We start from the raw sequence: 13,577 nt of genomic DNA on the forward strand, positions 1-13,577 counted from the left end.
ACGGCTGAAGCGGCCGATGCGTTGACACACGGTCTGCATTTTACGGTTTGGGCGCACTGCCCGGCGCCTTTGGCGGCACATCGGGCTTGCCGGCATCGACGGAAACCGGGTCGCTGGCAGGAAAGGTTTCTTCAATGCCCTCGTCGAGCAGGGCTTCCTCGTGCGTATCGGCCACGAGCGGATGCGGGTTGGCGGGCGCCGGGGTGGGTGAGGCGCGATCGTCTGGCTCTGGCATGGCGTTCTCCAAGGATGCTTACCCAGAATAGGCAAAGCCGGCCTGACACGATTGCACGAAGGTGCGATGGGCATATGTCGGGCGGGCAGCGTGCCCGGCGCCACGGGTGCGGCACTCAGGCAATGCTCAGCAAGCCGCACACCTGCGCCCACAAAAACGTTGCACAAACGGACTGGATCGGCATTAGCAAACGTTTTCTTTCCAGAAAACGTCTTAGATAGTATTGCGTAGGAAGGTAGGGTCCGGTACACAATCGAGACTGTCGTTTTCAATATTTTCACAATTCTGCGCATGCCTTTAGAGCGCGCCACCGGCGCATTCCTGCGACGCCCCTCCCTGCTGATCATCGGCGCGTCGGTGCTGTCACTGGTGCTGGCCGCGTTCACCGCGCTCTCGCTCTGGGAAATGCGTACGGACGCGCTGGCCCGCGCGCGCGATGCTGCCGACAACCTGTCGCTGATCCTGCAACGCGACATTGCCCGCAACATCGAGGTGTACGACCTGTCGCTGCAGGCCGTGATCGACGGCGTGCGCGACCCCGCCATGCTGGCACTGCCGCCCAACGTCCGCCAGCTCGTGCTGTTCGACCGCTCGACCAACGCGCAAGACCTGGGCTCCCTGCTGGTGACCAACAAGGTCGGCGACGTGGTCTTCGATTCCCGCTCGGTGCCGCCGCGGCATATTCACCTGGGCGACCGTGACTACTTCCAGGTGCATCGGGGCTCCGCAAATGTCGGGCTGTACATCAGCGAGCCCTTTACGCCGCGCGTGACCGGGTTGGACACGTCGCTCGGCCTGAGCCGGCGCTTGAATGGCCCGCATGGCGAGTTCAACGGCATCGTGGTCGGCACGCTGCGCCTGAACTACTTCCGCCGGCTATTCGATGGCATCAACCTGGGGCCCCACGCAACCGTCACGCTGATACGCACGGACGGTACGCTGCTCATGCGGCGACCGTACAGCGAAAAACTCATCGGCCGCAGCCTGGCCGATGCCGTTGCCTTCCAGAAGCGCCTGCTCACGCCGCAAGGCTCGTACGTAGACGTCGCCAGCCTCGACGGCATCGAGCGCCTGTTCAGCTTCCGCCATATCGGCGACCACCCGCTGATTGTCACCGTTGGCCTCGCCACCGAAGACATCTACGCAGAATGGCGGCAGCGCGCATGGGTGATCAGCGGCACCGTGCTGATGCTCGACGCGGTATTCATGGCGCTGTCGTTGCTTTTCGCGCAGCAACTACGCAAGCGGCTCGAGATGGAGCAGCAATTGCACCTGCTGGCCAATACCGACAGCCTGACCGGGCTCGGCACGCGCCGCGCGCTGGACTCTGCACTGGACGTGGAATGGCGCCGCGCCAATCGCCACCACGCCCCGATGTCTGTGCTGATGATCGACGTGGACGACTTCAAACCCTACAACGACAAGTATGGCCATGCCGCCGGCGATACCGCGCTACGCACGGTGGCACGCTGCATCAACGACAGCATCAAGCGCCCGGGGGATTTTGCCGGCCGCTATGGCGGCGAAGAGTTCTGCGCCGTGCTGCCCAATACAGACCTCAGTGGTGCCTTGCGCGTGGCCGAGAGCATCCGCACCGCCGTGCTGCGCGCCGACGAACCCAACGCGGGAAGCGCATACGGCACGCTGACGGTCAGCATTGGGGTGGCTTCCCACTCTGGCCTCGCTGCGGCCGACGATACCGTTCAAGACCTGATCCACCTGGCCGACGGGCGCCTGTATGAAGCCAAGGCCGCGGGCCGCAACGTGGTCATCCCCAGACAGGAGCGACCGAAGTTGGCGGTCGTTTAGGCTAGCCCCCTCGGGCACCCCACTTTGGGGGCATGCCATCGTGAGCCACCGCTTCTGCACAATGCACGGGCCTTTCAGGAAACCACCGTGAGCAAACCTCCGCATTCCCACTTCGATACGTCTGCGCTGCCGCGCGAGCATCAATTTGCGGCGTGGCGGGATGCCATCAACGTGCTGTTCGACACGCGCTCCGCCGCGCCGCAGTCGCATGGCTTTCAGGCCAGCGTTGACGCGTATCTGTGCGGCGAGACCGGTGTGGGCATGATCAGCGCGCAGGCACAGCACTATGATCGGTCCCGCTCCAAGCTCGGGCGCGACGGCATGGATGTCTACGTGCTCCAGTACTACCTGGAAGGCAGTTGCGGACAGCGTGACGGCGCCACCGGCACCGCCACGCGCCCCGGCGATCTGTTCATCGTCGATGCTGCACAGCCGCTCGCCACCAGCACGACCGACAGCCGATTCCTGAGCCTGGCGGTGCCACGGCGGCTGCTGGCGCCGCTGCTGCGCGCACCGGACGAACTCAGCATGCGCGTGCTGCGCGGCGATGCGCCGATGGTCGGGCTGCTGCGCGATCACCTGTGCTCGCTCTATCAATCGGTCGGGAAATTGAGCGAGGCCGAGGCGCAGGCCGTCATGCCGGGCACGCTGCAACTGGCGGCGGCCGCCATCAACTGCCAGGTGACCGAAGCCAGTGCGCCGGCCGTCAGGGAAAGCCTGTTTGCGTCGATCTGCCGGCACGTGCAACAGAACCTGCCCGATCTCACACTTTCGCCCGAGGGGGTTGCCGTGCAGTTCGGCATCTCGCGTGCCACGCTGTACCGGCTGTTCGAGCGCGAAGGCGGCTTCTTCAACTACCTGCGCATGCAGCGCCTGCGGCAATGCCACGCGATCCTGGCAGACCGCTCGCAGACGCACCGGTCGGTGGCCGAAATCGCGCAGACCTACGGTTTTTCCGACGCATCGAACTTCACGCGCGCGTACCGCCGCGCCTCGGGCATGTCACCGCGTGAGACACGCATGCTCGCCATCGAAGGTCGTGCCACCGCCATGCGCTTCGTTCAGCAAAAAGACTGGCGCACCTGGGTCATGCAGATGCGCTGAAGCGCGCGCGGTACCCCTGCCGCGCTCCCGTTTTCCTCCCGCCGCCCCCGCTCAGCCACCCCAAAGGCTGAGACGCGCTGACAGGTTCGCGCGACTGCCGAACCGGTTCGCGGGCACAGCCGCTTTCGCCGTTGAATCCCCACTGGCGTGCATGCGAGCATCCGGCCCGACCTGATGAGCGCCCACGCTCTCGCGGCGGGCACGTGCGACGTGCCCTCTCTTCGTCGAACAGGTCGAAGCGGTGCGGACATCCCGCGCTTTGCACAACACACAACGACAAAACGGGGGTCTCGTGAAAGACATTACGGGAAAAACGCTTGCCTTGACGCTGTTCGCCACCGTGGCCCTGGCCGCGTGCGGCGGCGCAGACTCAGGTAGCAATACGGCCAGCAACGGCGGCAACACCGGGGGCAACACGCCGCCCGCATCCACCTGCGCGGAAACCGGCGTCGATGCCAAGTACGCGTGCCAGACCGGCAGCACCGAGCCGCTGTACGCCTACCAATGGGCGCTCAAGCAGGCGACCAGCTTCTTCGCTGCATTCGGCCTGGTGGCCAACGGCACGACCGACATCGACGTGGAAGACGCGCACAAGGCCGGCATCAAGGGCCAGGGCGTCAACGTGCTCGTGCTGGATGACGGCATCGACGTGCACAACGAAGACCTGTTCGCCAATGCCAACTCGGACATGACGCACAACTTCGACGATGGTTCGAACGATCCGACACCGGCAGACATTCCCGCGAACATCAAAGACGCGCACGGCACCAACGTGGCCGGCATCATCGCTGCGGCACAGAACGGCAAGGGCGTCATGGGGATTGCTCCGCACGCGACGCTGGGCGGGGCGCGCTTTATCGGCGCAGCGAATCCGGACACGACCGCGGCCTACGGCGGCGCCGACTGGTCGAAGAACGGCCACATCATCAATGCCTCGTACGGCGCGAACCCGCAGGCACCGCTGGAATACGACACGTCCACCTCGACACAGGCAGCGGTGCGTGCCTTCCCGAACCTGCGTGGCGGCCGCGGGCTGGTCATGCTCAAGGCGTCGGGCAATGAATACGAATACATCAACGACGGCGTCAGCGTTCCGCCGCGCACATGCCCGACCGTCGGTGGCACCGCCGGCATGATCGGCTGCGAGAATCCCGCCAATGATCCAGAAGCGCTGGAGCCCGGCGTCATCGTGGTCGGCGCGGCAAACGCGAAGGGCATCAAGTCGAGCTACTCCAACGCCGGATCGGTCAACTGGATCACAGGCCTGGGCGGCGAGTACGGCGACGGCGGCAAATATGGCGAAACCGGCAGCGGCCCAAAGATTTTCTCCACCGACCTCAGCGGCTGCGCACGCGGCTACAGCCGGGCCAATCCGGACGACACCAACGACTTTGCGATTGCTGGCACTGCCACCAACCTGAAAGACAACGCGAAGTGCGATTACTCGAGCATGAACGGCACGTCGGCGGCTACGCCCACGCTGTCCGGCGTGGTCGCGCTGATGCTGGCCGCCAACCCGAATCTGACGTGGCGCGATGTTCGCGAAATCCTGCGCGCAACTGCCCGCCAGATCGACACCGATTACGGCAGCCGTGACGGCCGTAACGCGCGAATCGACCTGCTCACCGGTGCCGCCACGGGCGATACCAGCGCCGCGCTGACTGACGGCGCGACCACCGCACGGCTGGACTACGGCTGGCAGACCAATGCCGCCGGCTATGCATATTCCACGTGGTACGGCTTCGGGCTGGTCGATGCGTCAGCGGCGGTGAAAATGGCCAAGGCCACCGTCACCTACAAGCCGGCCGCTCTGACGGTGCCGGACTTCGCGGCGGCCTTTGCCAACGTGAACCAGCTGAACTACGGCGCGGTGCAAAAGCTCGGCCAGTTCAACGTGTCGGGCACCGACAAGGTCGACGCCCTGCAATTGCGCGTGTCGGGCTCGGTGTGCGTGGGCAGTGTCGGCTTCTTTGTGAAGTCGCCCTCGGGGACGGTGTCGGCGTTGTCCCTGCCCTACAACGGCTATTACAACAACGGCGTCGATACCGTGAACAAGTACGGCCTGGGCAGTTACGCCTTCTATGGCGAGAACGCAGCCGGCACGTGGGAGGTCTACGCCGTCAGCGGCGTGCCGACCAATGCCTGTTCGACATACCAGCCCCAGGGCGGTACCCACAGCGTGACCCTTGCCACGCCGCTGGCCGTGGAGTACCGCGTGATTGCTGCCAAGTGAGCCTGTTCGGAGACCATTCAACATGATCAATACAACCCTGATGAAGACCGTGGCGCTGGCGGCGCTGCTCTCGATGGCTTCGGCGTGCCAGGCAGCCGACCTGACGGTGGGCAAGCACCTGAGCACGCAGGAGCTGACGCAATACGCAAGCGCACCGACAGTGCAGATCGAATCGCAGTCGTTCAAGGTGCTCTCCAGCGGCACGCGAACCAAGGCGGCGGGTGCGGCATCCTCCGCCGTCACGCAGGTCGTCAATGAACGCGGCGTGGTGGGCGAGAGCCGCAACGAGGTGGTCGTCTCGCAGGTGTCGGTCGACAGCGTGCGCCAGGCGGTGAGCAACCTGCCCGCAACGCCCGTATCGGCGGAGTACTACGGGCACCTGAACATCAGCACCCTGCGCTTTGCTACGTTCCAGGATGCCGTGAATGCGCGTGCGCAGCTCAAGAAAACGCTGCCGCAGGCGCGGGTGGACGTTCCGATCCAGTACGCCAAACCCGTGGCGCGCTGATCAGCCTCCGTCCGGTCACACAAGACGCCCCGCCTCCGTGCGGGGCGTTTTTCATGGAGCGGCGTATCATCCCGGCCTTTTCCCCAGTCAGGACAACACCATGACCAAGGCCACCGGCAGCTTCGAAGCGCTGGCCGCACGCGAAGGCGGCCTGCAGCACCGTCTCTCATCTGCGCAACTCGCCATGATCGCCATCGGCAGCGCGATCGGCACCGGTCTGTTCCTGGGCAGCGGTGCGGCCATTCAACTGGCCGGCCCAGGCGTGATTGCAAGCTATGCCATTGGCGCACTCATTGCGCTGCTGCTCATGGGCTGTCTGGCCGAGATGGTGGTGGCCCACCCGACCACCGGCTCTTTTGGCGCCTATGCCGAGCATTACGTTAGCCCGCTCGCCGGCTTCCTGGTGCGTTATGCGTATTGGGCGGCGGTCGTCTTCGTGATTGGCGCGGAGGTGACGGCGGTGGCGGTTTACATGGCGTACTGGTTTCCGGGCGTGCCAGCGTGGGTATGGATCGTGGGGTTCTCTGCCGTGCTCGTGTGGATCAATGCCAGCAGCGTCGAGGTATTCGGCGTGGCCGAATACTGGTGCTCGATGATCAAGGTGGTGGCCATCGTCGCGTTTCTGGCGGTGGCGAGCTATGCCATTCATCGTGCGCCCGAAGGCGCATCGATCGGCTTTCACAACTACGTGGACATGGGCGGCTTTCTGCCGAACGGCTGGCATGGTGTGTGGTTCGGCGCGGTGGTCAGCATCTTCAGCTTCTTCGGTATCGAGCTGATTGCCGTGGCCGCCGGCGAAGCGCGCGAGCCCGAAGCGGCCGCCACCCGCGCATTCCGCTCCACGCTGTTCCGGCTGGTGTACTTCTACCTCTGCACACTTGCGCTGATGCTGGCCGTGGTGCCGTGGCAGCAAGCCGGCACAGGCAAGAGCCCCTTCGTGCGGGTGATGGAGATCCTGGGCATTGCCGGCGGCGCGGGGGTGATGAACTTCGTGGTGCTCACCGCCGCCTTGTCGTCGATGAACGCGCAGTTGTATGTGTCCACGCGCATGCTGTTCAGCCTGGCACGCGGCGGGCAGGCGCCCAGGGCGCTCGGTGTGGTGAGCCAACGCGGCGTGCCCCTGCGCGCGCTCGCTGTGTCCAGTTCCGGGGCTGCGCTGGCGGCCGTACTCAGCGTCGTGCTTCCGGGCCATTCGTTCTTGCTGATGATGGCGCTTGCGATGTTCGGCGCGCTCTTTACGTGGCTCGTCATCTTCATCACGCACCTGCGCTTTCGCCGGGCAGCGGAACGCGAAGGTCGCACGCTGAGGTTCCGCATGTGGGGCTTTCCGACGCTGACCGTCATCGGCGCCGTCGCGATGGCGGTCATCATCGTCAGTACGGCGTGGATGGCGGATTTCCGCATGACGCTGGTGGTGGGTGTGCCGTTCCTGCTGGTGATGGCGCTGGTATTCCGGCAGGCGCGGCTGGGGGAGTCGCCTGCGCGTCAGCCCTCTGCGCGCAACTGATCCTCGACCAGCGCCACCCAGCATGCAGCTCCAATGGGGATCAGCTTGTCATTGAAATCGTAGCCGTCGTTGTGCAGCGAGCAGCCGACCCACTGGCCGCCCAAGCCGTTGCCCAGCGCGAAGTAGCAGCCTGGGCGTTTTTCCAGCATCCAGGCAAAGTCTTCACTGCCCATCTGCGAAGACGGCGGCACCTGGATGACGCGCTCCTCGCCCAGCACGCTCGCCACGGCACGGCGCGCGATAGCGGTCTGCTCGGGTGTATTGCAGATGGCCGGCACCAACCGCTCGTAGACGATCTCCGCGCACACGCCATAGGATGCGGCCTGGTGCGTAATGACCTCGCGGATGCGCGTCTCCAGCAGCTCGCGCACCTCCGGCTTGGTCGCGCGCACGCTCAACTTGAGCATGGCCGTTTCGGGGATGATGTTGTGCGTCGTCCCGGCCTGCATCTGCCCAACGCTGATGACCGCCGCATCCACGGGCGCGACATTGCGCGAGACGATGCCCTGCAACGCCACCACCGTCGATGCCAGAGCCAGCGTCGGGTCCACAGCCAGGTTTGGCATGGCGCCATGGCCGCCGCGCCCGCTGAAAGTCACCGTTACACGATCTGACGAACCGCCCAGCGGGCCGCTCTGCACGACGGCCACGCCCAGCGGCAAGCCGGGCGCGTTGTGGAAAGCGTAGATGCCATCGCAGGGGAAGCGCTCGAACAGGCCATCGTCCATCATGGCCACGGCGCCGGTCAGGCCCTCTTCATCGGGCTGGAAGATGAGGTTCAGGGTGCCGTTGAAGTTGCGCGTGGCCGCCAGGTGCTCGGCGGCCGCAAGCAACGTGGCGGTATGGCCATCGTGGCCGCACGCATGCATGCGGCCGGCCACCTGGCTGGCGTAGGGCAAGCCTGTGCGCTCCTGCATGGGCAGAGCGTCCATGTCGGCGCGCAGGCCGATCGTGCGCGTGCCGTTGCCCACCTTCAATTGCCCCACCAGGCCGTGGCCGCCGACGCTGTGCACGTCATAGCCCCATTCACGCAGCAGACCGGCGACGAGCTGGGAGGTGTGCGGCACGTCGGCACCCAATTCCGGGTTGGCATGGATGCGGTGACGCAGTTCGGCAAAGCGGTCGGCGCCCACGTGCAGGGCCTGGGGGATGCTGGGTGAATTCGGATCGAGGTACATGGTGCAAGGTCAGAGGCGAACTAGGTAAAGGCAACGATGGCGCGGCATCAATCTCAATCGCGGCCGGGATACGTCGGGAACAGCGTGAGCGCGCCCAGGCTGATTGCACTGCTGGCCAGCAGATACCAGGCCGGTGCCATCGGATTGCCGGTTACGCCCAGCAACCACGTAACGATGAGCGGCGCAAAGCCGCCGAACACGGTCACCCCCAGGCTGTACATCACCGACATGCCGGTCGCGCGATGCTTGCGCGGGAAGGCTTCCATCAGCAGCGCCGCGCCCGCGCCATTGCTGACCGCCATGATCGTCACGCCCAGCGCGATCAGCCCCATGGTGAGTGCCAACCCCGCACCGGAAGACAGCAGCACGAAGCCCGGGTACGTGCACGACAGGCTGACCGCAGACGCGACATACAGCATCGGCTTGCGCGTCGGCAAGCGGTCAGCAATCAGACCAAACAGCGGCGACATGACCAGCATGGTGAACCCCGCCACGCACGCCGTGAGAAATGCCGTGACCGGCGGCATGTGCAACGAGTGGATCAGGTACGTGGGCATGTAGAAGATCAGGATGTACATGGACGCAGTGGCCCCCGTCATCAGCAGCATGCCCAGCACCAGCGTGCGCGCATGCTGGCGAAGCACGTCGACCACGCTGCCGTGCGGGGCGGCCTCATGCGTCTCCTTCAGATGCCGGCGGATATACATGCCAACCGGCGCGATCAACAAGCCCAACAAGAACGGCAGCCGCCATCCCCAGCTCTGTAGAGCCTCGGGGCTGAGCACGGCGCTCACACCGGCCGCACTCAACGCGCCGAGCAGTGCCGCCGCACCCTGCGTGGCAGCCTGCCAGCTCACCAGGAAGCAACGCCGGCCCTTGCTGGCCGATTCCAGCAGCAGTGCCGACGCCGCGCCGATTTCCCCGCCGGCCGACAGGCCCTGCAGCAAGCGCCCGAGCACCACCAGCACCGTTGCCGTCACGCCGATCGCCGCGTGGCTGGGTGTGAAGGCGATCAGCGCGGTGCCGGCCGTCATCAATGCAATTGTCAGTGTGAGTGCTGCCTTGCGGCCGCGCCGATCGGCCATGTTGCCGATCAACACGGCGCCTAGCGGCCGCATGACAAAGCCCGCACCAAACGTGGCGAATGACAACAGCAACGACGCCAGCGGGCTGCTCGACGGAAAGAACAATCGCCCGATGGTGGCGGCAAAGAAGCTATAGACCGTGAAGTCGTACATTTCGAGCCCGTTGCCGATGGCGGCGGCAACGACAGCGCGGCTCGAATGCGGGGTCACGGCGGTGGTCCCTTGGCGTGGGGCGCCAGCGGGCACGGCGATCTGGGCATCCATCTTTGATGTCTCCTCCAGTCGGGCGGGCTTCTATGAGCGTCCCGCAATGCGCTGGATTGAAGGGCAATAGTAGGAGCGGTCGAGCCGATTCCGCCTCTCGTTTTTTTTCATGGCTATAGCTGTTGGCTATGGCGGGAGCGCGCATCCGAGTCTGCCCGGCTATTCCAACCGCCGCCCCGGGAGGATTCCGCAGTACAGTTGCGGGCTGGCGGTGCGGCATGCCAGCTCCGCCGCGCCGTGTATCAAGGACACCTATGAAGCTCAACCAGCTACGCGCACTGGTCACTGTTGCCGAGACGGGCAGCATCCAGGAGGCATCACGCCTGCTTCACATCACGCAGCCCGCGCTCAGCAAGGCCATCAAGGAGTTGGAAACCAGCGTGGGCGCAACGCTGTTCGTACGCTCCAGCAAGGGCATCCGGCTTACGCCGTATGGCCAGCGCCTGGTCGGGCATGCACGCTTGATCAATGAAAGCGTCAAGCGCGCACGAGAAGACCTGGAAGACATGAAAGGGGCGGTGACGAGCGAACTGACGGTGGGCGTCACCCCCGTCACCGCGCTCATCGGGCCGGTGGCCGACTGTCTCGTGACCTTCCGCCGGGAGTTTCCCAATGCGCGGTTGCGCATCCTGGAGGCACGTCCGGGCCAATTACTGGAACTGCTGCGCGAGGGCGCCATCGATTTTGCGCTGACGTCTCAGTTGCAGACGGGCGAACGCGGGTTCGACCACACCGTGGTCTGCCGCGCGCAGACGCTGATCGGCGTACGCAAGGGCCACCCGTTGCGCGGCCACCAGCCCCTGCATGCGTTGCAGCAAGAAGAGTGGCTTGCCCCCGATTCGCTTGCTGACGAGCACTCGCCGCTGTACCGACTGTTTGCCGACGCCGGTCTCGCCCCGCCCGAACGCGTGGTCGAATGCAACTCCATGACCCTGCTGCTCGAACTGTGCTGGAAATCGGACGCCCTGCTCCTGCTGTCGAGCGAATCGACGCGCTCGCCCATCATCCGTCAGACGATCGACTTTATCGAGACCGATCAGCCAATGCCCGAGCGCGTCATCTCGCTGCTCACGCGGGACCGCCACGTCCTGACAGCGCTCGGCGCGCGCTTGCATGACGCGCTGGCACAGGCGCTGCGGCAGGCGTATCCGGAGCGGCCGGCGCAGCCGTGAACCAGTGCGGTTCTGCGCGCGATCAGGCCAACGCCAGCGCCTGATCCAGATCGGCGAGCAGGTCGTCGATATGCTCGATGCCGATCGACAACCGGATCGTCTCCTGCCGCACACCAGCCTTGGCCAGTTCGGTTTCTGACAACTGCCGATGCGTGGTCGATGCCGGATGCGTGGCCAGCGACTTGGCGTCGCCAATGTTCACCAGCCGCGTGAACAACTGCAGCGCATCCTGAAAACGCGCCCCGGCGGCAAAGCCACCCTTCACGCCAAACGTAAGTAGCCCCGGCGCCTTGCCCGAAAGGTATTTGCGCACGAGCCCGTGGTCGGGGTGATCGTCAAGGCTGGCGTGGTTGACCCACTCCACCTTGGCGTGGCCGCGCAGATGTCGGGCGATGTGTGTGGCGTTCTGCGTGATGCGGTCGATGCGCAAGCCCAGCGTTTCAATGCCCTGCAGGATCAGGAACGCGTTGAACGGCGACAGCGCCGCCCCGGTATTGCGCAGCGGCACCACCCGGGCGCGGCCGATATACGCCGCGTCGCCCAGCGCTTCCGTATAGACGACACCGTGGTAGCTCACGTCCGGCTCGTTCAGCCGCTTGAAGCGCGCCTTGTGCTTCGCCCACGGAAACTTGCCCGAATCGACGATCGCGCCGCCCAGGCTCGTGCCGTGGCCGCCCAGGTACTTCGTCAGCGAATGCACGACGATGTCGGCGCCATGCTCGAAGGGCCGCGTCAGGTACGGCGTCGGCACCGTGTTGTCGACGATGAGCGGCACGCCGTGGCGGTGCGCGATCTCAGCAAGCGCCGCTATGTCGGTGATGTTGCCCAGCGGGTTGCCGACGGTCTCGGCAAAGACGGCCTTTGTACGGTCGTCGATCAACGCCTCGAACGATGCAGGGTCGCTCGGGTCGGCAAACCGCGTGGTGATGCCCGACAGCGGCAGCGTGTGCGCGAACAGGTTGTAGGTGCCGCCGTACAGCGTGCTGGCCGAGACGATGTTGTCGCCCGCTTCCGCAATCGTCTGGATCGCATACGTCACCGCTGCCTGCCCCGACGCGAGCGCGAGCGCCCCGATGCCGCCTTCGAGCGCGGCGATGCGCTTCTCCAGCACATCGTTGGTCGGGTTCATGATGCGCGAGTAGATGTTGCCCGGCACCTTCAGGTCGAACAGATCGGCGCCGTGCTGCGTGTCGTCAAACGCAAAGGCAACGGTCTGGTAGATCGGCACGGCCACCGCGCGGGTGGTCGGGTCCGCGCTGTAACCGCCGTGGACGGCCACGGTGTCGAGTTTCCAGGCAGGGGCAGTGCTCAAGGACGGCTGCGTCATGGTGCGTCTCCGGAAGGTTGGTCCGGCGAGCATATGGGCAGCGCATCAACGGCGGAACGACCGTTTTTGTCTTTGGTTATGCGCGAAACGACGCGATGCGCGGGCCACATGCGGTCATGCGGATCTCGCATACCTAGGGTAAACACGTCCCACCTGGCCCGAGCCGAACGGATAGCCTCCACAGCATTGAACGCACCGCGCCGGAGGGGCCATGGAAGTCAAATGGATCGAGGACTTTATTGCCCTCACGCAGCACCAGAGCTTTTCGCGAGCGGCGGAGATTCGCAACGTCACCCAGTCCGGCTTCAGCCGCCGCATCCAGGCGCTTGAGCAGTGGGTGGGCGCCGAGCTGGTGGATCGCAGCACCTATCCGCCCACATTGACGGCAGCGGGCCGCCTATTTGAAGAGGCGGCGGATGACGTGCTGAGCAAGCTGATCGACACGCGCGCGATCATCCGCTCCGAGCACCGCATGCCGGGGCCGGGGCTGCAGATTGCAGCGGGCCACACCATTTCATTGAACTGCCTTCCAACCTGGTTAGCGACGGTGGGCAAGCACATCGGCAACCTGCGCGCGCGCATCATTCCGGGCAATGTGCACGACTCGGTTCTCACACTGGTCAACGGTACGTGCGATCTGATGTTTGCGTACGACCACCCTAACCTGCCGCTGCATCTTGATCCCATCAAGTACCCCAGCCTGACGGTCGGGCGCGACACCTTCATGCCCGTCAGCAAGCCGAACGCGCGGCTAGGGCCGATGCACCGCCTGCCCGGCACGGCCAACCGGCCCCTGCCGCTCATCTCTTACACCCCCACAAGCTATTTCGGCCGTTGCCTGGCGCTGCTGTTGAGCCAGGCCGATGCGCAACCGTTCCTGCGGCTCGACTATGAGTCTGACATGGCCGAAATGCTCAAAAAGATGCTTCTCGCCGGTGAAGGCATTGCTTGGCTGCCAAAGAGTTCGATCGAGGCGGAGCTTGCCGCCGGCGTATTGGTGCCGGCCGGCGGGTCGACGTGGTCGCTTGATCTGGACCTGCGTGTGTATCGCAACCAGTTCACGCGCAACGAGCTGCTGGAAAAACTCTGGCGCCATCTGAGCCTGTCCTGAACCTGCATCGGCGGGCCGTTTGCTCGTTTACCCGAACTATGCGG

General features: G+C 65.0%; 11 protein-coding genes. 7 read left to right on the forward strand and 4 right to left on the reverse strand.

Features of this window, described 5'->3' with window-relative positions:
• Positions 1-40 precede the first annotated feature (40 nt).
• The gene (locus tag ACTJK4_RS18300; RefSeq protein WP_440818600.1) at positions 41-235 is read right to left on the reverse strand and encodes a hypothetical protein; all 195 of its coding nucleotides are present in this window, start codon (positions 233-235) and stop codon (positions 41-43) included.
• A 291-nt stretch (positions 236-526) separates the two neighbouring features.
• Here ACTJK4_RS18300 and ACTJK4_RS18305 point away from each other — a divergent pair, with 291 nt between their 5' ends.
• The 5 genes from ACTJK4_RS18305 to ACTJK4_RS18325 all read left to right on the forward strand — a co-directional run bounded on the left by ACTJK4_RS18305 (position 527) and on the right by ACTJK4_RS18325 (position 7,396).
• Positions 527-2,044 carry a sensor domain-containing diguanylate cyclase gene (locus ACTJK4_RS18305; RefSeq protein ID WP_440818601.1) on the forward strand — a complete coding sequence of 506 codons (1,518 nt, stop codon included), beginning with the start codon at positions 527-529 and terminating at the stop codon, positions 2,042-2,044.
• An 87-nt stretch (positions 2,045-2,131) separates the two neighbouring features.
• The gene (locus ACTJK4_RS18310) at positions 2,132-3,148 is read left to right on the forward strand and encodes a helix-turn-helix domain-containing protein (protein ID WP_232039998.1); all 1,017 of its coding nucleotides are present in this window, start codon (positions 2,132-2,134) and stop codon (positions 3,146-3,148) included.
• A gap of 292 nt (positions 3,149-3,440) precedes the next feature.
• Positions 3,441-5,381: a S8 family serine peptidase gene (locus ACTJK4_RS18315; RefSeq protein ID WP_440818602.1), complete on the forward strand. Its 1,941-nt coding sequence runs from the start codon at positions 3,441-3,443 to the stop codon at positions 5,379-5,381.
• Positions 5,382-5,403: 22 nt separating this feature from the next.
• Positions 5,404-5,889 (forward strand): hypothetical protein, encoded by a 486-nt coding sequence (locus ACTJK4_RS18320; RefSeq protein WP_232040000.1) that lies wholly within the window; start codon positions 5,404-5,406, stop codon positions 5,887-5,889.
• Between the two features lie 100 nt (positions 5,890-5,989).
• Positions 5,990-7,396: an amino acid permease gene (locus ACTJK4_RS18325; protein ID WP_440818603.1), complete on the forward strand. Its 1,407-nt coding sequence runs from the start codon at positions 5,990-5,992 to the stop codon at positions 7,394-7,396.
• On the opposite strand, the gene ACTJK4_RS18330 is transcribed toward ACTJK4_RS18325, so the two are convergent.
• Positions 7,375-8,574 (reverse strand): M20 aminoacylase family protein, encoded by a 1,200-nt coding sequence (locus tag ACTJK4_RS18330; protein ID WP_433867768.1) that lies wholly within the window; start codon positions 8,572-8,574, stop codon positions 7,375-7,377. The genes ACTJK4_RS18325 and ACTJK4_RS18330 overlap by 22 nt on opposite strands.
• 53 nt (positions 8,575-8,627) lie before the next feature.
• On the reverse strand, positions 8,628-9,923 hold the full coding sequence (locus tag ACTJK4_RS18335) for an MFS transporter (RefSeq protein ID WP_440818604.1): 1,296 nt from the start codon (positions 9,921-9,923) through the stop codon (positions 8,628-8,630).
• A gap of 254 nt (positions 9,924-10,177) precedes the next feature.
• Between ACTJK4_RS18335 and ACTJK4_RS18340 the strand changes: the two genes are divergently transcribed.
• Positions 10,178-11,095, forward strand: a complete 918-nt coding sequence (locus ACTJK4_RS18340; RefSeq protein WP_260801349.1) for a LysR family transcriptional regulator — start codon at positions 10,178-10,180, stop codon at positions 11,093-11,095.
• Between the two features lie 22 nt (positions 11,096-11,117).
• Here the strand turns inward: ACTJK4_RS18340 and ACTJK4_RS18345 are convergent, their stop codons facing one another.
• Positions 11,118-12,422: an O-acetylhomoserine aminocarboxypropyltransferase/cysteine synthase family protein gene (locus ACTJK4_RS18345; protein WP_440818605.1), complete on the reverse strand. Its 1,305-nt coding sequence runs from the start codon at positions 12,420-12,422 to the stop codon at positions 11,118-11,120.
• A 211-nt stretch (positions 12,423-12,633) separates the two neighbouring features.
• Between ACTJK4_RS18345 and ACTJK4_RS18350 the strand changes: the two genes are divergently transcribed.
• Positions 12,634-13,533, forward strand: coding sequence for a LysR substrate-binding domain-containing protein (locus ACTJK4_RS18350; RefSeq protein ID WP_440818606.1), 900 nt, complete (start codon positions 12,634-12,636; stop codon positions 13,531-13,533).
• Positions 13,534-13,577: the final 44 nt, after the last annotated feature.

The sequence above is a fragment of the Ralstonia sp. 22111 genome (assembly GCF_052045895.1).
GTDB lineage: Bacteria > Pseudomonadota > Gammaproteobacteria > Burkholderiales > Burkholderiaceae > Ralstonia > Ralstonia wenshanensis.